The following is a 22,258-nucleotide window of genomic DNA, read 5'->3' as shown; positions in this document are numbered from 1 at the left end:
AATTATGATTAGTTTAAGGTTAAATGAGATTTGCAATTTAGTTGATAAAAATTCAATTGTTGCAGATATAGGGACTGACCACGGTATAATTCCTATGATGCTATCAAAAAATTGCATATCAAAAAAAATAATCGCAACAGATATTAGTAAAAATTCTTTAGAAAAATTAGAAAAGAAATTGATATTAAATGATAATATAACAAATATTGAAACCAGAGTATCAGACGGCTTAGACTGTTTAGATGAATTTGAAGTTGATACTATAATTATATCAGGTATGGGTGGAATTCTAATTAAAGAAATTTTAGAAAGAAACTTAAATATTGCTAAAAGTGCCAACTATTTAATTTTATCTCCAAATAATTCTTTAGATGTTTTAAGAAAATTTTTATATGAAAATAATTTTTTTATAGAAAAAGAAAAAGATGTTTTTGAAAATCAAAAATATTACCAAATTTTGAAGGTAAAAAGAGGTAAAGATTTCTATAAAAATGAATACGAATATTTATATGGAAAATTACTTATAAAGAATAAATCTGAAAATTTGAAATTATTTTTAGAAAATGAAATAAAAAAATATGAAAGCATTTTAGAAAAAATAAATATTGAAAGCAAAGATAATGAGAGAATATTAGAATTAAATGGTTTAATTGATGAAATTAGAGGTATCTTAAGTGAATTTTAAAATAAAAGATTTGATTGAATTATTGGACAGAGAATATTCATTTGATTTACAAGAAGATTGGGACAACTCTGGTTTTCAAATTGGAAATTTAGAAGATGAACTGACAGGGATATTATTAGCTATGGATATTTCAGTAAATTCCATTAATTATGCAATAGAAAATAATATAAATTGTATTTTAACTCATCATCCATTATTTTTTGAAAAAATCAAAAATTTAGAGGCGAAATCCGGTAGTTACAAAAAATTAGAATTATTGATAAAAAATAGTATCAATGTAATATCTATACATACTCCTTTAGATTTACACCAAAATGGAATTAGTAAATTTTTAGCAGATAAATGTTTTTTAAATAATCAAGAAATTTTTATTAATTATAAAAACTCGGCAGGTTATGGTATAGTAGGGATTATTGAAAATCAAAAGTTTATAGATTATATTTCTAAGTTGAAAAATAATTTTGAAAATCCTATAATATATTTTGGAGATATCGACAAACACATTTCTAAAATTGCAGTATTAGGTGGTTCAGGAGCTTTTTCAATAAAAGATGCTATTAATAAAAATATTGATTTATTAATAAGTGCTGATTTTAAATATCACGATATCCAATTTGCATTGGAGAATAATCTTAATATAATTGATTTAGGACACTATGAATCAGAGATTTTTGGATTATTTTCATTAAAAAATTTCTTAATGAAAGAAAATTGTGATTTTAAAATATTAATTTATGAAAATAATATATTTAAAAGAAATATATTTTAATTTAATTAAGTAAGACAGACAATCGCGTGAATTTTCACGAGGAAAGTCCGTGCACCACAGAGCAGGATGCTGGATAACGTCCAGTGGGGGCGACCCTAAGGCTAGTGCAACAGAGATATACCGCCATTTTTATGGTAAGGGTGGAAAGGTGAGGTAAGAGCTTACCAGCATATAGGAGACTATGTGGCTATGTAAACCCCATTCGGTGCAAGATCAAGATTGGACTTTTGTAGTTGCTCGCTACGTCCATAGGTAGATTGCTTGAACAAATTGGTAACAATTTGTCTAGATAGATGATTGTCAAATACAGAACACGGCTTATAGTTTTGCTTAATATTTATAATAATTAAATATAAGGTATTGCCTTATATTTTTTTATTATGAAATAACAAGGTTCTCAGATATACATAGAATGTAGAGCATCGTTGAAAGATGAGGGGCTTATTATATAACAAATTTCAAAAAAATTTACAAGATATTTATATCTTGTGATTATAGATTATACTTTTATATAGGAGGAAGTTTTAATGAATTTTAAAAGAAAAATATTAAATTTTATAAAAAAAGAAAATTATATTCCATTAACAAATAAAGAACTAGCAGTTGCTTTAGATATTCCGTTTAATGATTTAAAGAAATTTTTCAAAATATTAGATTCTCTTGTTGAAAGTAAAATCTTATCAATAAATGATAATAAATACAATATTTATGAAAAAATGAAAACTTTAAAAGGTAAAGTAACTTTTACTCCAAAAGGTAATGCCTTTTTTATTTCAGAAGGTATGGAGGATATTTTTATTCCTAAAAATGAATTAAATAATGCTAACCATAATGATGAAGTTGAAATAGAAATTATAAAAGAAAAAAGTTTGAAATCAAAAGCTGAAGGTAGAGTTGTTAATGTATTAAATAGAAATTCAAATTTAATTGTTGGTACTTTTACTGAAAATAAAAATTTTGGATTTGTAGTTCCTGATGATAATAAATGTAATTATGATGTTTTTATCAAAAAAGGTGATAAAAATGGTGCTAAAACTAATGATAAAGTTGTTTGTAAATTAATTGAATTTCCAGATAAAAGAAGAAATCCTGAAGGAGTTATAATTGAAGTTCTTGGAAACAAAGAAGATAAGAATGTTCAAATAATATCTTTGCTTAAAGATATGGAAATTCCTTATAAATTTTCAAATAAAATAAATAAAGAGCTTGAAGAAATTTCACAGCTTGATATAAAAAAGGAAATAAAAAACAGAGTTGATTTTAGAGATTTATTTACTGTAACCATTGATGGAGCAGATTCCAAAGATTTTGATGATGCAATTTCTATTGATAAAAAAGGAAATGATTATATACTATATGTTCACATAGCAGATGTATCTTATTATGTAAAAAAAGATAGTAAAATAGATAAAGAGGCGTACAAGAGGGGAAATAGTGTATATTTATTTGATTTTGTTGTGCCTATGTTACCCGAAATATTATCAAATGGATTATGCTCATTAAATCCTAATACTGATAGATTAGCTATGACTGTAAAAATGGTTATAGCTAAAAATGGAAATGTTAAAGAATATAAATTTTATGAATCCGTTATAAACAGTAATTATAGATTAGTTTATGATGATGTAACTAATTTTTTAGAAGGTAAAAAGCATTTTTATTCCGATGAAATATTAAAAGAAAAATTGTTAATTATGCAAGAATTAGATGATATCTTAACAACTAAGAGAAAAAATAGAGGAACGATAGACTTTAATTTCCCGGAAGTTGCGATAACTTTTAATAAAGATGGAAGTGTTAAAAATATATCTAAAAAAGAACTAGGTATAGCAAATAGAATAATAGAATCATTTATGATATGTACAAATGAAGTAGTTGGAAAGCATTTCGCAGATTTTGATATTCCTATAATATATAGAATTCATTCAAAGCCGACTGAAGAAAAATTAGAAACATTAAGAAATTATTTTAAACGTTTAAATATAGAAATGAAACCTATAGATATGATTTCTTCTAAATATTTAAGTGAATTAGTTGAACAATTTAAAGATACTAATAAATCAAGTTTTGTAAATTATTCTATTTTGAGGTCTATGAGTAAAGCACAATATTCTTCAAATATTGATATACATTTTGGTTTATCAACATTTTTATATTGTCATTTTACTTCTCCTATAAGAAGATATGCTGATTTAACTGTTCATAGAAGTTTAAAAAATTATTTACATTCCAATAATGATTTACCTAAAAATTATTTGAGCTACTTAAATATAACAGCAAATCATATAAATGATACTGAAGTATTATCTGTTGATGCTGAAAGAAAACTTGAAGATATTAAAAAAGTTGAATTTATGAAAAACAAAGTAGGAAAAGTATTTGAAGGTATTATTGTTTCTGTTACTTCTTTTGGACTTTTTGTTCAATTAGAAAATACAGTAGAAGGACTTATTAGATATGAAGATATGACTGATGATTATTATATATTTGATGAAGAAAGTTTGACTGCTGTTGGCAAAAGAGGAAATAATATTTTTGATATAGGTATGAATGTAGAAGTTGTTGTTGCAAAAGTTAACGAATTAACTAATGAAATAGACTTTTATTTGAATAGGTGATATTATGAGAGATAAAACTAGTATAAAAATAATAGCAAATAATAAAAAAGCAAGACATGATTATTTTATAGAAAATACTTATGAAGTCGGAATTTCTCTTGCAGGAACTGAAGTTAAAAGTATTAGGCAAGGAAAAGTTTCAATTAAAGAAAGCTATTGTCAAATAAAAAATGGAGAAATTTTTATTATGGGTATGAATATCACTCCTTATGACCATGGAAATATATTTAATTTAGAACCTACAAGAGAAAGAAAACTACTTTTAAATAAAAAAGAAATAAATAAACTTATTGGGCAAACAAAAGAAAAGGGATATGCATTAATTCCTTTAAATATTCATCTAAAAAACGGATGGATAAAATTGGATATAGCACTTGCTCGTGGTAAGAAAAATTATGATAAAAGAGATAGTATGCTCGAAAAAGAACACGAAAGAAAAATCCAATATGCCTTAAAAAATAAATATAAATAGAGGTGAAATTTTTGAATAAAAAATATACAATTATAACTTATGGTTGTCAAATGAATCATCACGATTCAGAAAAAATAGCTTATCTGTTAGAATCTTTAGGTTATACAAAAGAAAATGATATTGAAAAATCAGATTTTATAATTTATAATACATGTTTAGTTAGAGAAAATGCAGAACTTAAAGTTTACGGACAACTAGGAGCATTGAAAAATTTAAAAAGAAAGAAACCAGAAATGATTATAGCTGTTTGTGGTTGTATGATGCAAACAGGAGATGCAAGAGCAACTATAATTTCAAAATATAAACATGTTGATATAATTTTTGGAACTAAGAACATTTCAAGGCTACCATCCCTTGTTGCAAGACACAGAAGTACTGGAGAAGTTATTGTTGACATAGAGGAAGAAGATATTATAGATGATGAAACTCCAATAAACAGAGAGCATCCATTTATTGCTTATGTAAATATAATGACCGGTTGTAATAACTATTGTACTTTCTGCATAGTTCCTTATGCCAGAGGAAAAGAAATTAGTAGAACTCCGGAAAGTATAATTAATGAAATAAAAGAATTGGCAAAAAAAGGATATAAAGAAATAACTTTATTAGGACAAAATGTTAACTCTTATGGAAAAACTTTAAGACCAAGAGTTACTTTCCCAGAATTGTTAAAGATGGTTAATGAAATTGAAGGGATAGAAAGAATAAGATTTTTAACAAGTCATCCTAAAGATTGTTCAGATGAGCTAATCGATGCAATAGCAAATTTAGATAAAGTATGCGAAAATATTCATCTACCTTTCCAATCAGGTAGTAATAGAATATTAAAAAATATGCATAGAATTTATACAAGAGAACATTATCTAGAACTTATTAGAAAACTTAAAGAAAAAGTACCAAATATTACACTTTCAACAGATATAATTGTTGGATTCCCAGGAGAAACAGAAGAAGATTTTCAAGATACTTTAAGTTTAGTTGAAGAAGTTGGATATGACCAAGGTTTTACTTTCTTATATTCTATAAGAAAAGGTACAAAAGCTGCTGAAATGCAAGACCAAATACCTCATGATGTAAAACAAGAAAGATTCCAAAGATTAGTTGACTCAATGTATAAAATATTTTATGAAAAAAATAAAGAGTGCTTAGGACAAACTCTCGAAGTGCTTGTTGAAGGTCCTAGTAAAAATAATCCTGAAATTTTAACAGGAAGAACTAGAGGATATAAATTAGTACATTTTAAAGGTGGTTCAAGAAATATTGGACAGCTGGTAAATGTTAAAATAACTGGACATAATTCATTTGCACTTGAAGGAGAAATGCTTTAATAAGGAGTTAATATGAGTAATTTTACACCAATGATGAAACAATATTTAGAAGTTAAGTCTAATTATAGTGATTGTATTATTTTTTATAGATTAGGTGATTTTTATGAAATGTTTTTTGATGATGCGAAAATTGTTTCAAAAATATTAGATTTAGCACTAACAAAAAGAGATTGTGGTGGTGGAGAAAGAGCACCAATGTGTGGAATTCCACATCATGTAGTAAATCAATATTTATATAAATTAGTTTCTCAAGGTTTTAAAGTTGCTATATGTGAACAAGTTCAAGACCCTAAACTTGCAAAAGGAATTGTAAAAAGAGAAGTTATTAAATTAGTTACTCCGGGAACTATTGATGAATTTGATGAATTAGCTACTAATAAAAATAATTATATTATGAGTGTGTATATGGATTCTACGAATTTAAGTATTACATATTCTGATATTTCTACAAGTGAAATATTTTGCACTAATATTTTTGAAATGAATAGAGATAATTTAATTAGTGTATTAGAAGAAGAAGTAATTCGTACAAATCCTTCTGAAATTATAATAAATTCAAATATATTAAAATCTTTAGAAAAAAGTGTTATTAAATTATTTAAAAATTTGAGAATTATTTATACTAAAGTAGATATTGACCATAATTTTAAATCTTTGAAGGAAAATAATGAACAATTTTACTTAGATAATCTAAATAATAAGATATTACTCTTTTCAATAGATAATTTTTATAGTTATGTATGTAGATTCAATGTAAAATTAAATGATTTCAAAAATGTAAACATATATGAATTAAGTGATTATTTAAGAATAGATGCAAATTCAAGGATTAATTTAGAATTAAAGAAAAATAATTTCAGTAATGATATTAAAGGTTCTTTACTTTCTGTTATAAACTATACAAAAACTCCTATGGGATTTAGATTATTAAATAAGTGGTTAGACCAACCTCTTCTTGAAATTGATAAAATAGTTAGAAGACAATCTTTAGTTGAAGAATTGGTTTTAAATTCTAATTTTAGAAATGAATTAGAAGAATTGTTGAGTAATATTTCAGATATTGAAAGAATTAATTCAAAAATTTCTTTTGGAAATTGTAATGGTAGAGATTTAATTCATCTAAAAAATTCTTTATCTAGTATTCCAAAAATGAAAAATTTATTTTTAAATAGTAATACTTTATTTTCAAATATTGTTTCAAATATTCCGGAAACTAAAGATATTTATAATCTCATAGATTCATCAATACTTGAAGATGTTGGAATGCTAATAAAAGATGGTAATCTTATTAAAGTAGGATATGATGAAGAATTAGATTTAATTAGAAATAATAAGATTGTTGGAAAAGAAAGATTAATTCAATATGAAGTAGAACAAAGAAATATTACTGGTATAAAAAATTTAAGACTAGTATTTAATAAAAAAACAGGTTATTTTTTTGAAGTTACTAAATCTTATCAAAATCTAGTTCCAGATTATTTTGAATTAAAGCAAACTTTAACTAATGCAAATAGATATAAAACAAATGAACTTACTATTATAGAAAATATGATTTTCGGTTCAGAAGGCGATGTTGTAGAAAAGGAATATGAATTATTTGTCGCTATAAGAAATACTATAAAATTGAATATAAAAAGGCTACAAAAATTATCGGATATGATTTCTTTTATAGATTCTATTTTTTCTTTATCTGTTGTTGCATTTAAAAATAATTATTGCAAACCAACATTGAACAACGAAGGAATATTAGATATAAAAGATGGAAGACACCCTGTTATAGAAAGCTTTTTAAGTTCGATAAATGAATTTATTCCAAATGATACGAATATAGGACAAAAAGATAATTTGATTCAAATTATAACAGGTCCAAATATGAGTGGCAAATCTACTTATATTAGACAAGTCGCTCTCATAGTTATACTTGCTCAGATAGGTTCATTCGTGCCTGCAAGTAGTGCAAATATTTCTATTGTAGATAAAATATTTACTCGTATAGGGGCATCAGATAATCTATATAAAGGTGAAAGTACATTTATGGTAGAAATGAAAGAAGTTAATAATATTTTAAGATATGCAACTAAAAATAGCTTACTTATCCTTGATGAAGTTGGTAGGGGAACTTCTACTTTTGATGGATTGAGTTTAGCTTGGGCTATTGTTGAATACATTTCAAAAAATATAAAATCTAAAACATTATTTGCTACGCATTATCACGAATTAATTGACTTAGAAAATATTTTTCCGAATATAAAAAATAAGCATATAGAAGTTATTGAAGATAAAGAAAATGATGATATAGTCTTTTTAAGAAAAATAATGAATGGGGGAGCGAATAAAAGCTATGGTATTGAAGTTGCAAAACTTGCAGGACTACCTATTGATGTTATAAATCGTTCAAAAAATATTTTAGATAGTATTGAAAAGAAAGAAGTTGAAATAGAAAAAGATATTCTTAAATCATCAAATGAAACGACTTCTAAAGTAAATAATACTATAATTACTAATTTGAGTAATATAAATATAGAAAAGATAAGCCCGATAGAAGCTTTTGGAATATTAAATGATTTAATAAATATGGCTAAAAAAGATGAAAATTAGTTAGGAGATTTATATGTCTATAAAATTATTATCAGAAGATACAATTCAAAAAATTGCAGCCGGTGAGGTTGTAGAAAATCCATACTCTGTAATAAAAGAGTTAGTTGAAAATTCAATAGATTCCGGAGCTACTTTCATTAAAGTTGAAATTAAAAATGCTGGAAAAAAAGAAATTATGATTTCTGATAATGGCTGTGGCATAGAGGAAGATGATATAGAACTTGCTTTTACAAAACACGCAACTTCTAAATTGAATAATTTTGAAGATATATATTCAATTCTTTCTTATGGTTTTAGAGGAGAAGCGTTAGCCAGTATTTCTGCTGTTTCTAAGGTAGATATAAATACTAGAACAAAAAATAGTGAATTTGGAATACATTGTTATCTTGAAAATAATAAAATCATTAGAAAAAATAAAATTGGAATGAATCTAGGAACGACAATTTATATTAGAGATTTATTTTATAATGTTCCAATTAGAAAAAAGTTTTTAAAATCTGATGCTTATGAAAATTCAATAATAACAACTTTAATGTATTCTTTTGCGCTTGCAAATCAAAAAATATCTTTTAAATATATTAAAGATTCTAAAGTTGTTTTTGAAACCAATGAAAAAAACACATTAAAAGACAATATAAAGTATATCTTTAAAGATGAACTTTATAAAAATTTGATTCCTATTGATATTAATGATTCAGATTACAAAATTTATGGATATATTTCAAATAATCATTTTTATAAAGGTACTAGAAGTTCACAATTTTTATTTGTAAATGGAAGATATATTTTTGATGAAAAAATAAGAAATATAATTGAAAAATCTATTTCTTCTTTAATACCGAAGGGAAAATTTCCAGCATTTATAATATTTATTGAAGTCAATCCAAATTTAATAGATATAAATGTTCACCCTAATAAACGAAAAATAAAATTTGTTTTTGAAGATAAATTATTGAATTTATTAAATAATAATATTACTGATATAGTGATAGAAAATACTACAAGTGATTTTATTTCTTCTAAGGAAGAACAAAAGGAAAAAATTTTATATAATGAAGAAAAAAATACTAAAAATGATAATTCAACAGATGAAGATATTGTTGAAACGATAATTTACGATGAGGATTATAGTGTAAAAAATATTATAAATAAATTTTCTTACGATGATTTGTTCAAAGTTAATCAAGATGACATACAAACTATAAATGAAGATGATAATATAGAAAATTATATCATAGAAGAAGAAAAAGTAGAAATAGATCCTATTTTAACTCAAATACAGTTAGACCAAAAAGAAAATATATCAAAAAATATTCTAGATTATAATTTATTAGGAATGATTTTTTCAAAATATATTTTATTATCAGATAAAGATGAATTAATAATTTTGGATATTTTAAATGCAAAATACAGGATATTATATGAAAATTTATTGAATGAATACAATAACCATACTGTAACAAAACAAATACTTCTATTTCCTATAATTTTAGAATTAAATGAGTATGAAATGAATGTGTTTAATGATATAAAGACTAATTTAGATGATTTAGGTATAGAGGCTGATATTTTTGATGAAGATTCTATTGCAATAAGAACAATGCCTAATTTGTTAAATAATAATTTAGATAAAGAAGATATAAGAGCAATGTTTAATGAAATATTGTTAAAAAATAACGATACTTTTGAAAATTCTTTGTATAAAATGATTTGTAAAAAAAGAATAAATGTTAATTTAACAGATTTTGAAATAAATGAGTTACTAGTACAACTTTCTAAAATTAATTTAGATATAAATTTCTATGATAAAAAAATATTAAGAAAAATATCTAAAGAAGATTTTGAAAAGTTATTTTTTAAGGATTAAATATGAAAAAGAAATTAATATTTATTGTTGGGCCAACATCTGTTGGAAAAACAAAATTAGGTGTAGATATAGCTAAAGAGTTTTCAGGAGAAATTATTTCTTGTGATTCTATGCAAATATATAAAGAATTTAATATTGGAACAGCAAAAGTTACTAATGAAGAAACTGATGGAATTAATCATTATATGATTGATATTTTAGATGGAAATCAAAATTTTAATGTTTCTGAATATAAAAATATGGCTGAAGAATGTATTGGAAAAATATATTCAAATAAAAATATTCCAATATTTGTTGGTGGAACAGGACTTTATGTAAATTCTATTATATATGATTTAAAATTTACAGATTCCGAACAATCAACTGAACTAAGAGATAAAATAGTTGAATTTTACGAAAAAAACGGTAAAGATTTGCTTTATGATTTGTTGTTATACTTAGACTATTCTTGTAAAGAAAAAATTCATAAAAACAATGTAAAAAGAGTAATTAGGGCAATAGAAGTCTGCTTGAATACAAAAAAAGAATTTTCTAAACAATGTAATGACTACGAAAATAATACCAAAAAATATGATTCATTAGTAATTGGTTTAACTTTAGACAGAAAAATATTATATGATAGAATAAATTCTCGTGTTGATATAATGATTGATAATGGTTTAGTAGAAGAAGTTACAGAATTATATAAAAAATATGGAGAAAATTCTCAACCATTTACTGCAATAGGATATAAAGAGTTTATTCCTTACTTAAAAAATGAAATCACCATTGAAGAATGTATTGAAAATATAAAACAAAATTCCAGAAAATATGCAAAAAGGCAATTCACTTGGTTTAATAAAAATGAAAATATAAATTGGATTGATGTAGAAAATGGATATGATTATGTTTTAAGTAATTCAAAAGAATTGATAAGTAAGTTTTTATCAGAAGGAGATTTATAAATTGGAAAAATATTTAGATACTGATTTTAGCTTTAACTCTAAAATCATTGAATTTGTAAATAATTGTGTTAAAGATATAGAAAAAGATTTTGAAAATTTAAAAGAGATTGAAGAATATAATCAGCTAAAAGTTTTAAATGCTTTTAAAAAACAAAAATTATCTGCTACTGATTTTTCGTGGACAACAGGATATGGTTACGGTGATTTTGGCAGAGAAAAACTAGAAAGAATTTATTGCGATATTTTTAAAGCTAAAGATGCCATTGTTAGACAAGAAATCACTTGTGGCACTCATGCAATAGCTTTAGCTTTGCAAGGTACTTTATTACCTAATGATGAGTTTATTTATATAACCGGAACTCCTTATGATACACTTCTAAAAGTTATAGGTATTTCTGGAGAAGAAAAAGGAACGCTTTTAGACTATGGAATAAAATATAATAAAGTTGATTTGGTAGATAATAAAATTGATATAGAAACTGTATTATCAAAAATAAATGAAAATACTAAATTATTGGCTATTCAAAGGTCTGCCGGATATAGTAGTAGAAGATGTATTTCTATTAGTGAATTAGAGTTTGCAATAAAAAAAATAAAAGAAAAATATCCAAATATATTAATAATGATAGATAATTGTTACTGCGAATTCGTTGAAAAGAAAGAACCAATAGAAGTTGGGGCAGATATAGTTGTTGGCTCATTGTTAAAAAATTTAGGAGCAGGAATTACTTTAAATGGGGGATATGTTGTATCAAATTCAACAGAAATTATAGATTCTATTTCAAATAGACTAACTTCTCCAGGTCTTGGAAAGCATGTAGGTGTTAGTTTTGGAACTACTAGAGCCATTGTTCAAGGCTTATACTTTGCTCCTCATATAGTTTTAGAGGCAGTAAAAAGTGCTAAACTCTTAGCCTATGTTTTTGAAAAATCAGGATATGAAACAATACCTAAATTTAATGAAGATAGAAGTGATATTATCCAAGTAATAACTTTAAAAGACAAAAATAAAGTTATAGACTTTTGTAGAGCAATACAAGAGTTTTGTTGTGTAGATAGTCATGTTATACCTTATCCTTGGGATATGCCGGGTTATTCTGATAAAATTATTATGGCTTCAGGTAGCTTTATAGATGGTTCAAGTATAGAATTAAGTGCTGATGGCCCACTAAGAGAACCTTTTAATGTATATTATCAAGGTGGGCTTAGTTTTTATCAAACAAAAATAGCTCTAATGAATGTATTAAATATTTTTTATGATAAAAAATATTTAGATATATAAAATCAATTTAAAAAATTTTTACTTTTTTTATTAAAAATTTTTTAAAATATGATATAATAAAACAAAGCAGGTGATTATTTGAAATCTTTATCAAAAGATAAGATAAATATTGTAATGAAAAAACTTGAAACATTGTATCCGGATGCAAAACCGGAACTTAATTTTTCTAATAGTTTTGAACTGTTAATAGCAACCATACTATCAGCTCAATGTACTGATGTTAGAGTAAATAAAGTTACTGAAAAATTATTTAAAGATTTTAAAACTCCTAAGGAATTTTTAACTCTAGATATAGACGGTTTATCAAAATATATACACAGTTGTGGTTTTTATAATTCAAAAAGTAAAAATATTTTAGAAACTTGTAAAATCTTGGTGGAAAAATATAACTCAGAAGTTCCAACGAATATGGAAGATTTAACAACTTTACCAGGTGTTGGAAGAAAAACAGCAAATGTTGTTAGGTCTTGTGCTTTTAATATTCCATCTCTTGCAGTTGATACACATGTTTTTAGAGTAACTAATAGGATTGGGATAGTAAATGAAGATAATGTTTTAGATACTGAATTATCACTTATGAAAAAATTAAAAAAATCTACTTGGAATAAGGCGCATCATTTATTTATTTTTCATGGCAGAAGATTATGTAAATCTAGAAAGCCAGATTGTGAAAATTGTATGATAAATTCTGAATGCTTATATTTCAAAAATTTATAGGCCGGGAGGTTTTATGAAAAAATATTTAAAAATATTTATTATATTCGGAATATTGCTTATTGTGGCAGGAGTATCTATTTACTTTTACATAAATAGACATCCTTTAAGAAATGCTAGTGGAAATACAAAATCATTAACAAAAGAAGAGATTTTATCTTATGATAAGTTTTATGAAGGTATTTCAATTAATAATATCGATTTAAAAGATTTAACAAAAGAAGAAGCTATAAACAAAATTAAAGAGAATTTACAAGTAGAAGATAAATTTACATTTAAGTATAATGATTATGTAAAAAATTTTATCCCTAAAGATATAGAATTTTCATACGATTATGAAAATTTAGTAAATGAAGCATTCAAGCTGGGAAGAAGTGGTAATGCTGAAGAAAGAATAGAAACTTTAAAAAATTTATTAGCTAATCCTAAAAATTTTGAAGTAAAATCTAGTTATAATCTTGAAAAATTAAATGAAATAATAAAAGAAGTTTCTGAAAAATTAAATTCAGAACCCGTTGATGAAAAGATTGATTTTTCAAAAGAAAAAGCATCAGTAATTGATGGAAAATTAGGAATTAAAGTTGAAACAGAAAAAATAATAAATAATTTTAAAGCTATTCCTGTAAAATTTAATTTAGAAATACCTGTTTCCGTTACTGAATATAAAAAACTTGATAGAAATTTAGTATCTTCTATAAAAGGAGTTATTGGTGAAGCTACTACAAAATTTGATTACCAACCTAATAGAAATACAAATATAAAAATTGCAGCAAATAAAATGAACGAGTTTGTAGTAAATCCTGGAGAGACCTTTTCATTCACAAATGTTTTAGGAGAAGTTTCTAGTAGTACTGGATATAAACCTGCAGGTACCTTTGTTAATGATAAGGTAGTAGATTCAATAGGTGGAGGTATTTGTCAGGTTAGTTCTACATTATATCAAGCTTTAGTAAAATCAGATTTAAAAATAGTAGAAAGAAATCAACACTCTATGAGAGTTGCTTACTGTACTATTGGATTGGACGCGATGTATTATGCCGGTTCTAGTGATTTAAAATTTAAAAATAATTTTGATTTTCCCATAATTATAAAAAGTTATGTTTCAAACGGGAGTTTAACTTTTAAAATTTTTGGAGATACAGATAAGAAAAATTATAAAATTTCATTATTTACATCTGGAGTATCAACAATTCCAATGCCAATAGAAGAAATTGAAGATCCGGAACTTCCCGAAGGAGAAAAAGTAATCGTTGAAAAAGGATTTAATGGATATAGAGGGTCATCATATATAAAAAGAGGAAACGGAGAGGCTGTTTTACTAAATAGCGATTACTATAAACCTAAAAAACAAGTTGTTAAAGTAGGTACTAAAAAGGAACCTACTGAAGAAAAAGAAAAAGAAAATGATTAAAAAATAAATTTAAATATGGATATTTATCAAATAATATGTTATAATTATTGATAGATTATTTATAAAATTAGGAGGAAATTAATGATATCAGCAGGAGATTTTAGAAAAGGGACAACATTTGAAATGGATGGAGATGTATATCAAATTATAGATTTTCAACATGTTAAACCTGGAAAAGGAGCTGCGTTTGTAAGAACAAAAATAAAGTCAGTTAAAAGTGGTGGTTCAAGAGAAATGACTTTCAACCCAAATGACAAATATGAAATCGCTAAGATTGAAACAAAAGAAATGCAATATTTATATTCAGATGGTGAATTATATTATTTTATGGATACTGAAACTTATGAACAATTACCATTAAACTTTGATGTAGTTGAAGATGCTCTTCTATATTTAAGAGAAAATGATAATGCAACAATAAGATTCCATGATGGAAAGGCATTTCAAGTTAATGCACCAAACTTTGTTGAATTAGAAGTTGTTGAAACTGAACCTGGTGTTAAGGGAGATTCAGCTACCGGAGCAAATAAACCGGCTAAAGTTGAAACAGGAGCAGTTGTTACAGTTCCTTTATTCATAAACAATGGAGATAAAATTAAAATTGATACAAGAACTAATGAATATCTTTCAAGAGTTTAATAATTAAAATATTAAAGACAAGTTTTTAAAACTTGTCTTTTTTGTACTTATATTTTCAATTTTGAAATCGGATTTTTTGAAATTCCTTTTTTAATATCATCATCATCTAAATGGGTGTATATTTGTGTTGTAGCGACACTTGTATGACCAAGAATGCTTTGAATTGTTCTTATATCAACATCTCCATATTTATACATAAGTGTAGCGGCTGTGTGTCTAAGTTTATGTGGAGTATATATTTTAGGGTCTAATCCTGATAATAATATATATTTTTTCAACCTTAATTGAATTGAACGATTAGAAATCCTTTTATTATGTGAACTTATGAATAGGGCAGTTGTATCTTTTGTTACAGGTCTAAGTTGTAAATAACTTTTTATTGCATAAATACAATTTTCGTTTAGAAAAACAATTCTTTCTTTATTTCCTTTTCCTATAACACTTAATTTATCTTCTTTTATAGATTCGATATTAATACCTGTAAGCTCAGAAATTCTAAGTCCACAAGTTAAAAATATTAAAATTATACATAAATCTCTAGCTCTGTTAAATTCATTTTTTTCTTCTTTTATGGCGTTTATAAGTTTTTCAGATTCAGATAAAGTGAGATATATAGGATTTCTTTTTTGTAATTTCGGTAATTCCAGCTTTTCTGAAGGATTTTTATCAATTAATTCAACTGTATTATGTAGATATTTAAACCATGATTTTATAGCTGAAATTTTTCTCGCTTTAGTTTTTGTTGAATCATTATAATTAGAATCACAAAAAGATATATAGGCGTGCAAATCTGTAATATCTATATCAGAAATATCTCGTTTATTAATTGATAAAATAGGTACAGAATTTATATCTGATTCTAAATTATATCCAAATAATTTTTTTCGCATTATAATAAATTTTAAAAATCTTTTTAAATCATAATAATATTCTTTAACCGTTAAATTTGAACGACCTTTAATAGTCAATAAATAATTTAAATAGTCATCTAAAATCGTTGGACAATCATCAAAATGTATCATACAATCTCCTCTAATATTTTTTACATTATTTTCGCAAAACTATAATTTTGCGAAAATAAATTTAATTAAAATAAAGAAGAGATTTTTTTCGACCTCTACTCTATTTACATTTCAATTATATTATATTTTAAAAGTTAAGTCAAGTTTTTTTATTCTAACTCCAACTCTTCTTTATACAATTCTTTTAAGTACAATATATCGTTCATTATAGAATTATCTAAATCTTCATACAATAACAATTTATCTATATCATCCTTAGCTTTTTGGTATTTTTTTAGTTTTAATTCCAATACTATCTTATTAAATAGCAATTTTTCATCATCAATATATATAGATAGTCCTCTTTCGAAAATTTTTAGTGATTTTTCGACTTTTTCTGTTTTGTAATATAATAACCCCAATTCTATAAAAATATTCAAAAAATCGGCGTTTAAATCCAATGATTTTTCATAATACTCAATAGATTTTTCAATTTCATTCAATTTGTTATATATATAAGCAATCCAATAAGAATCTTCTTTATCTAACGAAGTTTTGTCTATATTTTCTAAAAGCTCATAACATTCTTCATATCTAAATTTATCAACAAGTTGTAAAATTTCTTCAATTTTTACTTTTGTATCAATTTCCGATATTTTTTTCTTGATAATGTTATCAATGGAAAAATTAGAATTTGTAATAGCCTTTTTATAAAATAAATTTGCTTTTATATAAAATTTTTCTTTTACAAATAAATCACCATAAAGCATATTTAGTAAATAATCTTCTGAATCCTTTTTTTCTAAATCTGATAATAAAACCTTTATTTCATTCAAAAAAATATTATAATAGTTGTTATCAATATAATCTAATATCATTAGAAGATATTTAATATAGATTTTTAAAATAAAATCATCATAAATTTCTAAATTAAATAAACCTCTAACAATTAATAAATTGTAAATTATGTTTTCAAACTTTTCATCATTAAAACGAATTTTAGATTTTGTAAAATCTATCAGATTAATTTTTTTAGATTTAATAAAATCATTTAAAAGTTCTATATTATCAAAATTTGAATTTATACCATTTAATAATAAAATTCCTTCAAAAAAATATTCTAAATTGATATTTTCGTTGAATTTATTATTTTTTATATTTTCTAAAAGTACATCTGAATTAATTGGAAAATCTATATTTTTATATAGATTTCCATTAATTTCAATTTCTTTTATAGTAAGAAAATATATTTTTTCAGAAAATTTTTCAAAATAATTATACAAATTATCCATATTCACCTACATTTTTTTAGGAGTATCCATACCTAAAAGCCCTAAGCCGATTTCTATAAGCAATCTTGTACAATAAGTTAAAATTAATCTAAATTCTTTAATATATTCTTCTTGATTATTTATTGGACATGAATTATAAAATTTATTGAATAATTTTGCTATTTCAGTTATATATCTAGCTAGTATTGAAGGTTCATATTTTTTAGCAGATTCTTGCAAAATATCTTCAAATTTATAAATAGCTTTAACTAAAGTTAATTCATCAATATTCATTTCATAATTTTCAAATTTTGAAATATCAACAGAATCTAACTTTGAATAAAAATTATTTTTTTCTAATATACTATTAGCTCTCGCTGCAGAATATTGAACATAAGGTCCAGTTTCTCCATCAAAATTTAATACATTATTCCAATCAAAAGCGTAATCTTTAATTCTAGTATTAAACAGTTCTTGGAATATAATCGCTCCGATACCTACCTCTTTTGCAATTTCTTCTTTATTTTCAAGAGAACTATTTCTCTCATTTATAATTTCTAAAGTTTTTTCGACACTTTTTTCAAGAACATCATTTAAAAATATAACATTTCCGTCTCTTGTACTAAGTTTTGCAGAAGTACCTAAAAGGTCATCTTTAACACTAACCATACCAAAAGAAACGTGAATACAGTCTTTAGCCCATTCATATCCCATTTCTTCAAGAACAGCTTTTAATTGTTGAAAATGTAATTTTTGTTGAGTGGCTACAACATAAATATTTTTATCAAATTCATAATCTTTCTTCCTAGTTAAGGCAGTTGCAATGTCTCTAGTTATATATGTACTAGAAGAATTACTCTTTAATATTAGCGCTGGAGGTAGATTATATTTATCTAAATTTACGATTTTACAGCCTTCACTTTCAACCAATAAATCCTTATCTTCCAATTCCTTAACTACATCATCAATAAATTGTGAATGATATGCCTCACCTCTATATGAATCAAATTCAACTTTTAGTTTATCATAAACCTTTTGAAATTCTAATAAACTTATTTCTTTAAACCAATTCCAAAGTCTTACAGATTCTTCATCACCATTTTCTAATTTATTGAAATAATCTCTAGCCGTTTCAAGCATTTCTTCATCAGTTTTACAAAGATTGTTAAAGTCAACATATAATTTCAAAAGTTGATTTATAGGATCTGCATTTATCTCATCATCATTACCCCATATTTTATAAGCGGCAATTATTTTACCGAATTGTGTGCCATAATCTCCAAGATGATTTACTCCAACTGTGTTATAACCCAAAAATTTATATATGTTCTTTATTACATTACCAATTAAAGTGCTCCTAATATGACCGATATGGAACGGTTTAGCAATATTAGTAGAAGAATAATCAATTACTATTGTTTTATCTAAATTATCATTTGACGAACCATAATTTTCTTTTTTTTCAAAGATTTCATTTATAACATTTTTAGAAAACTCTGAAGGTTTAATAAAGAAATTTATATAAGGTCCAACATTTTTTACATCTAAAAATATAGTATTTTCTAATTTAATTTTACCAACCAATTCTTCAGAAATCATATTTGGAGCTTTTCTTAAAATTTTTGATAACTTAAAACAAGGAAACGAAAAATCTCCCATTTCAGCATTAGGTGGAATTTCTATTAATTCTTTAATTTCTTCTTTACTTAAATTTATATCTAAGTCAAAGATAGTATTTACAACTATGTCTTTAAAATTTATCATAATATACTCCTATTTTAATTTTACAACGGTAGCACCATCGCCACCTTCATTAATTTTCCCAAAGCTAAAAGACTTAACTAATTTATGTCTTTTTAGAAAATCAGATATGTTATTTCTTAAAATTCCAGTACCTTTCCCATGTATAATAGTAACTTCATTCAAATTCGCTATAAAAGAGTCATCTAAAAACTTATCTATTTCATAAATAGCATCTTCAGTATTAAAACCCCTTACATCAATTTTATTATCATACATTTTATCACTCTTAATAAAAGTAGTCTTTGAATAAGACGTTTTTTCTTTAGAATCATCTATTATTTTTTCAATTCTAATTATATCGCTAATATTAGCATTTACCTTTAAAATACCAATTTTAACCTGTAAATTACCATTTTTATCAGGCAATGTTTGAACATATCCATTTTCATTTAAACTAAGAACTTTAATTTCTTCTCCTAACATTAAAGGCTCATTCAATATGTTTACATTATTTTTGCTTTTTAACATTCTGGAATGATTAATTTTATCTGTCTTTTTAAATATTTCTTCAGAAATTTTTCTTAATTTTACAGACTCTTGCTTTGATTTAGCCTTGTTTATATCTTTGATAGTTTCTTTACAAAACTTATCTGTTTCATATATTGAATTTTCAATATATTCTTCTAATTTTTTTATTTTTTTCTCTTTTTGTATATTAAATTTTTCTAATTTTTCTTCATACTCTTCTTTAATTTTTTTATTATAATCTAATATTTCTCTTTGCTCGATAATAAGATTTTCATATTCCTTACGTCTATTATCTACATTACTAACAAGTTTATCAAAAGAGATTTCGTTGTTAGATATAAATTTTTTAGCATTTATAATAAAACTTTCATCAAGTCCTAATTTTTTAGAAATTTCAAATGCATTTGATTTTCCTGAAACTCCAATTATTAACTTATAAGTTGGTTCTAATTTTTCAACATCAAACTCCATAGCTGCATTTTGGACGTTTTCAGTTGACATCGCATACATTTTTAATTGACTATAATGAGTTGTTGCAATAGTCCTAATGTTTTTTTCTAAAAAATAATTCAAAATAGAAATAGAAAGTCCTGAACCTTCTTCCGGATCTGTACCTGAACCTAATTCATCAAATAAAACCAAACAATTTTCTTTAGCATTATCTATTATTTCTATTATATTTTTCATATGTGAAGAAAAAGTACTTAAAGATTGTTCTATACTCTGTTCATCACCAATATCGGCAAATAATTCAGTAAATATAGCAACTTCTGAATTATCAAAACAAGGTATCATAAGTCCAAATTGAGTCATTAAGGTTAATAAACCAACAGTTTTTAAAGTAACAGTTTTACCACCTGTGTTAGGCCCTGTTATTACCAAAGTATTAAAATTACCACCAAGAGAAATATCAATCGGTACAACTTTATCCTTGTCTATTAACGGGTGCCTTGCTAATTTCAAATTAATAATACCTTTATCATTAATTAATGGCTTACTAGCCTCCATATTATATGCAAGTTTTCCTCTTGCAAATATAAAGTCTATATTAGCGATTATGTCTAAATTTGATAATAATTCCGGTAAAATTTCTAAAATACGATTAGAAAATTCAATCAATATTCTTTCAATTTCTTTTTCTTCATCGATTTCTAATTTTTTTAAATCATTATTCAAATCAACAACAAACATCGGTTCAATAAAAACAGTTTGTCCTGATGCGGATTGGTCGTGAACAATACCTTTAAATGAATTTTTAAACTCACTTCTTACGGGAACAACATATCTACCATCTCTTAAAGTATAAATATTATCCATCAATTTATCTGATGTAGAAATAAGTTGATTAAGTCTATCTCTAATTAAATCATTTTTAGACTTAATCATTCTTCTTATCCTTTTAAGTTCAGGACTTGCATCATCAGAAATTTCTTCTTCTGATATTATTGAAACTTCTAAATCTCTTTCAAGTTGAGTATTAACATTTAAGGAATTTAAAAGTCCAAAAATATTTTCATACTCAACTTCATCATCACTAGAAATTAAATTTTTTAAAAATCTTGATGTATTCAAAAGTTTCCAAACTTCTAGAAGTTTTCTAATTGTAAAAAAACGTCCAACTTCTAAAAGTTTAAAATCTTCTTCTAAATCATTAATGTTAGAAATAGCAGGAGTCTTATGTTTCATTATAAATCTATAAGCCTCATCTGTTTCATCTAATAATTTTTTAATTTTTATAATATCAGTAGAAATTTCAGCATTTTTTATTAACTTTTTTCCTATTATACTCTGAGAACAATCTAATAACATATTTATAATTTTATAAAATTCTAAAGTTTTTAACACTTTATTTTTCATTATTATTTATTTCTCCATTTTTTATAATTTTTTTAATATATTCATCTTTTATTTTTGAAATTTCATTTTGTAATTCAATAATTTTTTCATCTTTTTGTTTTATTTCATAAAAATTATCGTAAGAAATTTTTTCAAGATTTTCATATCTTTTCTCAAGTGTACTAATAGTATGAATTAAAATATTATTTTTATCAGTTAACTCTTTCAAGCTTTCTTTTAATTCTTCTTTTTCCTTTTCGATTTTTTCAGTATTCTTTATGAATTCTTCTTGCTTTTTAATAGGAAAATCACTATCTTCACTCATTAAATTTAATTCTTTTTTTAAGTCAAAATAATCACTAGAAATATTTAACGCTACCAAAGTTGCTGCCATAGTTGGATTTAACAAATAATTTTGTGAAGTTATTTTTTTTATTTCTTCATCAACAAAATTTGCTATTTCTTCAACTTCAGATTTATCTTTTTCTCCAATAATTGTATAAATACTTCCTGCAATATTAACTTTAATTTTATTATTCATAATATTCTCCT

Annotated in this window: 17 protein-coding genes and 1 other RNA gene; 13 read left to right on the top strand and 5 right to left on the bottom strand. The window is 24.4% G+C overall.

Going from position 1 to position 22,258, the window contains the following annotated elements; translation table 11 throughout:
* The first annotated feature begins 4 nt into the window (after nucleotides 1-4).
* The 13 genes from ACKTSI_RS03745 to efp all read left to right on the top strand — a co-directional run bounded on the left by ACKTSI_RS03745 (nucleotide 5) and on the right by efp (nucleotide 15,327).
* Complete coding sequence (locus ACKTSI_RS03745) at nucleotides 5-685, top strand: class I SAM-dependent methyltransferase (RefSeq protein WP_288867686.1); 681 nt, start codon at nucleotides 5-7, stop codon at nucleotides 683-685.
* Nucleotides 675-1,454, top strand: a complete 780-nt coding sequence (locus tag ACKTSI_RS03740) for a Nif3-like dinuclear metal center hexameric protein (protein WP_068472349.1) — start codon at nucleotides 675-677, stop codon at nucleotides 1,452-1,454. The genes ACKTSI_RS03745 and ACKTSI_RS03740 overlap by 11 nt, the downstream gene beginning before the upstream one ends.
* Before the next feature lie 6 nt (nucleotides 1,455-1,460).
* An RNA gene (gene rnpB / locus ACKTSI_RS03735) (RNase P RNA component class A) lies at nucleotides 1,461-1,791 on the top strand.
* A gap of 190 nt (nucleotides 1,792-1,981) precedes the next feature.
* Nucleotides 1,982-4,072: a ribonuclease R gene (rnr, locus tag ACKTSI_RS03730; RefSeq protein ID WP_288979483.1), complete on the top strand. Its 2,091-nt coding sequence runs from the start codon at nucleotides 1,982-1,984 to the stop codon at nucleotides 4,070-4,072.
* A 4-nt stretch (nucleotides 4,073-4,076) separates the two neighbouring features.
* A complete protein-coding gene (gene smpB, locus ACKTSI_RS03725; RefSeq protein ID WP_201275929.1) occupies nucleotides 4,077-4,544 on the top strand; it encodes an SsrA-binding protein SmpB in 468 nt (155 codons plus the stop codon).
* A gap of 11 nt (nucleotides 4,545-4,555) precedes the next feature.
* Nucleotides 4,556-5,872: a tRNA (N6-isopentenyl adenosine(37)-C2)-methylthiotransferase MiaB gene (gene miaB, locus ACKTSI_RS03720; protein ID WP_288979480.1), complete on the top strand. Its 1,317-nt coding sequence runs from the start codon at nucleotides 4,556-4,558 to the stop codon at nucleotides 5,870-5,872.
* Between the two features lie 12 nt (nucleotides 5,873-5,884).
* Nucleotides 5,885-8,470 (top strand): DNA mismatch repair protein MutS, encoded by a 2,586-nt coding sequence (gene mutS / locus ACKTSI_RS03715; RefSeq protein ID WP_407862530.1) that lies wholly within the window; start codon nucleotides 5,885-5,887, stop codon nucleotides 8,468-8,470.
* A 13-nt stretch (nucleotides 8,471-8,483) separates the two neighbouring features.
* Nucleotides 8,484-10,337 carry a DNA mismatch repair endonuclease MutL gene (gene mutL, locus ACKTSI_RS03710; RefSeq protein ID WP_407862529.1) on the top strand — a complete coding sequence of 618 codons (1,854 nt, stop codon included), beginning with the start codon at nucleotides 8,484-8,486 and terminating at the stop codon, nucleotides 10,335-10,337.
* A 2-nt stretch (nucleotides 10,338-10,339) separates the two neighbouring features.
* Nucleotides 10,340-11,281 (top strand): tRNA (adenosine(37)-N6)-dimethylallyltransferase MiaA, encoded by a 942-nt coding sequence (gene miaA / locus ACKTSI_RS03705; RefSeq protein WP_407862528.1) that lies wholly within the window; start codon nucleotides 10,340-10,342, stop codon nucleotides 11,279-11,281.
* A 1-nt stretch (nucleotide 11,282) separates the two neighbouring features.
* Nucleotides 11,283-12,563 carry a methionine gamma-lyase family protein gene (locus tag ACKTSI_RS03700; protein ID WP_311526284.1) on the top strand — a complete coding sequence of 427 codons (1,281 nt, stop codon included), beginning with the start codon at nucleotides 11,283-11,285 and terminating at the stop codon, nucleotides 12,561-12,563.
* A 114-nt stretch (nucleotides 12,564-12,677) separates the two neighbouring features.
* Entirely contained in the window at nucleotides 12,678-13,280 is a 603-nt protein-coding gene (gene nth / locus ACKTSI_RS03695) for an endonuclease III (protein WP_068472497.1), read from the top strand.
* A gap of 13 nt (nucleotides 13,281-13,293) precedes the next feature.
* Entirely contained in the window at nucleotides 13,294-14,688 is a 1,395-nt protein-coding gene (locus ACKTSI_RS03690; protein ID WP_407863113.1) for a VanW family protein, read from the top strand.
* An 81-nt stretch (nucleotides 14,689-14,769) separates the two neighbouring features.
* On the top strand, nucleotides 14,770-15,327 hold the full coding sequence (efp, locus tag ACKTSI_RS03685; protein WP_201276005.1) for an elongation factor P: 558 nt from the start codon (nucleotides 14,770-14,772) through the stop codon (nucleotides 15,325-15,327).
* Between the two features lie 47 nt (nucleotides 15,328-15,374).
* Here the strand turns inward: efp and ACKTSI_RS03680 are convergent, their stop codons facing one another.
* From ACKTSI_RS03680 to zapA, 5 genes are all read right to left on the bottom strand, one after another.
* Nucleotides 15,375-16,349 (bottom strand): tyrosine recombinase XerC, encoded by a 975-nt coding sequence (locus ACKTSI_RS03680; protein WP_068472364.1) that lies wholly within the window; start codon nucleotides 16,347-16,349, stop codon nucleotides 15,375-15,377.
* A gap of 149 nt (nucleotides 16,350-16,498) precedes the next feature.
* On the bottom strand, nucleotides 16,499-17,620 hold the full coding sequence (locus tag ACKTSI_RS03675; RefSeq protein ID WP_308577237.1) for a tetratricopeptide repeat protein: 1,122 nt from the start codon (nucleotides 17,618-17,620) through the stop codon (nucleotides 16,499-16,501).
* Nucleotides 17,621-17,626: 6 nt separating this feature from the next.
* Nucleotides 17,627-19,363, bottom strand: coding sequence for an arginine--tRNA ligase (gene argS / locus ACKTSI_RS03670; RefSeq protein ID WP_201276006.1), 1,737 nt, complete (start codon nucleotides 19,361-19,363; stop codon nucleotides 17,627-17,629).
* A 9-nt stretch (nucleotides 19,364-19,372) separates the two neighbouring features.
* Nucleotides 19,373-21,727, bottom strand: a complete 2,355-nt coding sequence (locus ACKTSI_RS03665) for an endonuclease MutS2 (protein WP_407863112.1) — start codon at nucleotides 21,725-21,727, stop codon at nucleotides 19,373-19,375.
* Nucleotides 21,717-22,247 carry a cell division protein ZapA gene (zapA, locus tag ACKTSI_RS03660; RefSeq protein ID WP_288979204.1) on the bottom strand — a complete coding sequence of 177 codons (531 nt, stop codon included), beginning with the start codon at nucleotides 22,245-22,247 and terminating at the stop codon, nucleotides 21,717-21,719. The genes ACKTSI_RS03665 and zapA overlap by 11 nt, the downstream gene beginning before the upstream one ends.
* Nucleotides 22,248-22,258: the final 11 nt, after the last annotated feature.

This window comes from Parvimonas parva, from assembly GCF_045866535.1.
Lineage (GTDB): Bacteria > Bacillota > Clostridia > Tissierellales > Peptoniphilaceae > Parvimonas > Parvimonas parva.
The sequence above is the reverse complement of the archived record's forward strand: the minus strand, read 5'-3'. Positions and strand labels throughout refer to the sequence as shown.

Bases quoted from the DNA above. Each gene is read 5' to 3' on its own strand.
- smpB (WP_201275929.1), top strand. From the start codon at position 4,077: ATGAGAGATAAAACTAGTATAAAAATAATAGCAAATAATAAAAAAGCA.
- rnr (WP_288979483.1), top strand. From the start codon at position 1,982: ATGAATTTTAAAAGAAAAATATTAAATTTTATAAAAAAAGAAAATTAT.
- miaA (WP_407862528.1), top strand. From the start codon at position 10,340: ATGAAAAAGAAATTAATATTTATTGTTGGGCCAACATCTGTTGGAAAA.
- zapA (WP_288979204.1), bottom strand. From the start codon at position 22,247: ATGAATAATAAAATTAAAGTTAATATTGCAGGAAGTATTTATACAATT.
- nth (WP_068472497.1), top strand. From the start codon at position 12,678: ATGAAAAAACTTGAAACATTGTATCCGGATGCAAAACCGGAACTTAAT.
- mutL (WP_407862529.1), top strand. From the start codon at position 8,484: ATGTCTATAAAATTATTATCAGAAGATACAATTCAAAAAATTGCAGCC.
- ACKTSI_RS03690 (WP_407863113.1), top strand. From the start codon at position 13,294: ATGAAAAAATATTTAAAAATATTTATTATATTCGGAATATTGCTTATT.
- ACKTSI_RS03680 (WP_068472364.1), bottom strand. From the start codon at position 16,349: ATGATACATTTTGATGATTGTCCAACGATTTTAGATGACTATTTAAAT.
- ACKTSI_RS03665 (WP_407863112.1), bottom strand. From the start codon at position 21,727: ATGAAAAATAAAGTGTTAAAAACTTTAGAATTTTATAAAATTATAAAT.
- efp (WP_201276005.1), top strand. From the start codon at position 14,770: ATGATATCAGCAGGAGATTTTAGAAAAGGGACAACATTTGAAATGGAT.
- ACKTSI_RS03675 (WP_308577237.1), bottom strand. From the start codon at position 17,620: ATGGATAATTTGTATAATTATTTTGAAAAATTTTCTGAAAAAATATAT.
- ACKTSI_RS03745 (WP_288867686.1), top strand. From the start codon at position 5: ATGATTAGTTTAAGGTTAAATGAGATTTGCAATTTAGTTGATAAAAAT.
- argS (WP_201276006.1), bottom strand. From the start codon at position 19,363: ATGATAAATTTTAAAGACATAGTTGTAAATACTATCTTTGACTTAGAT.
- mutS (WP_407862530.1), top strand. From the start codon at position 5,885: ATGAGTAATTTTACACCAATGATGAAACAATATTTAGAAGTTAAGTCT.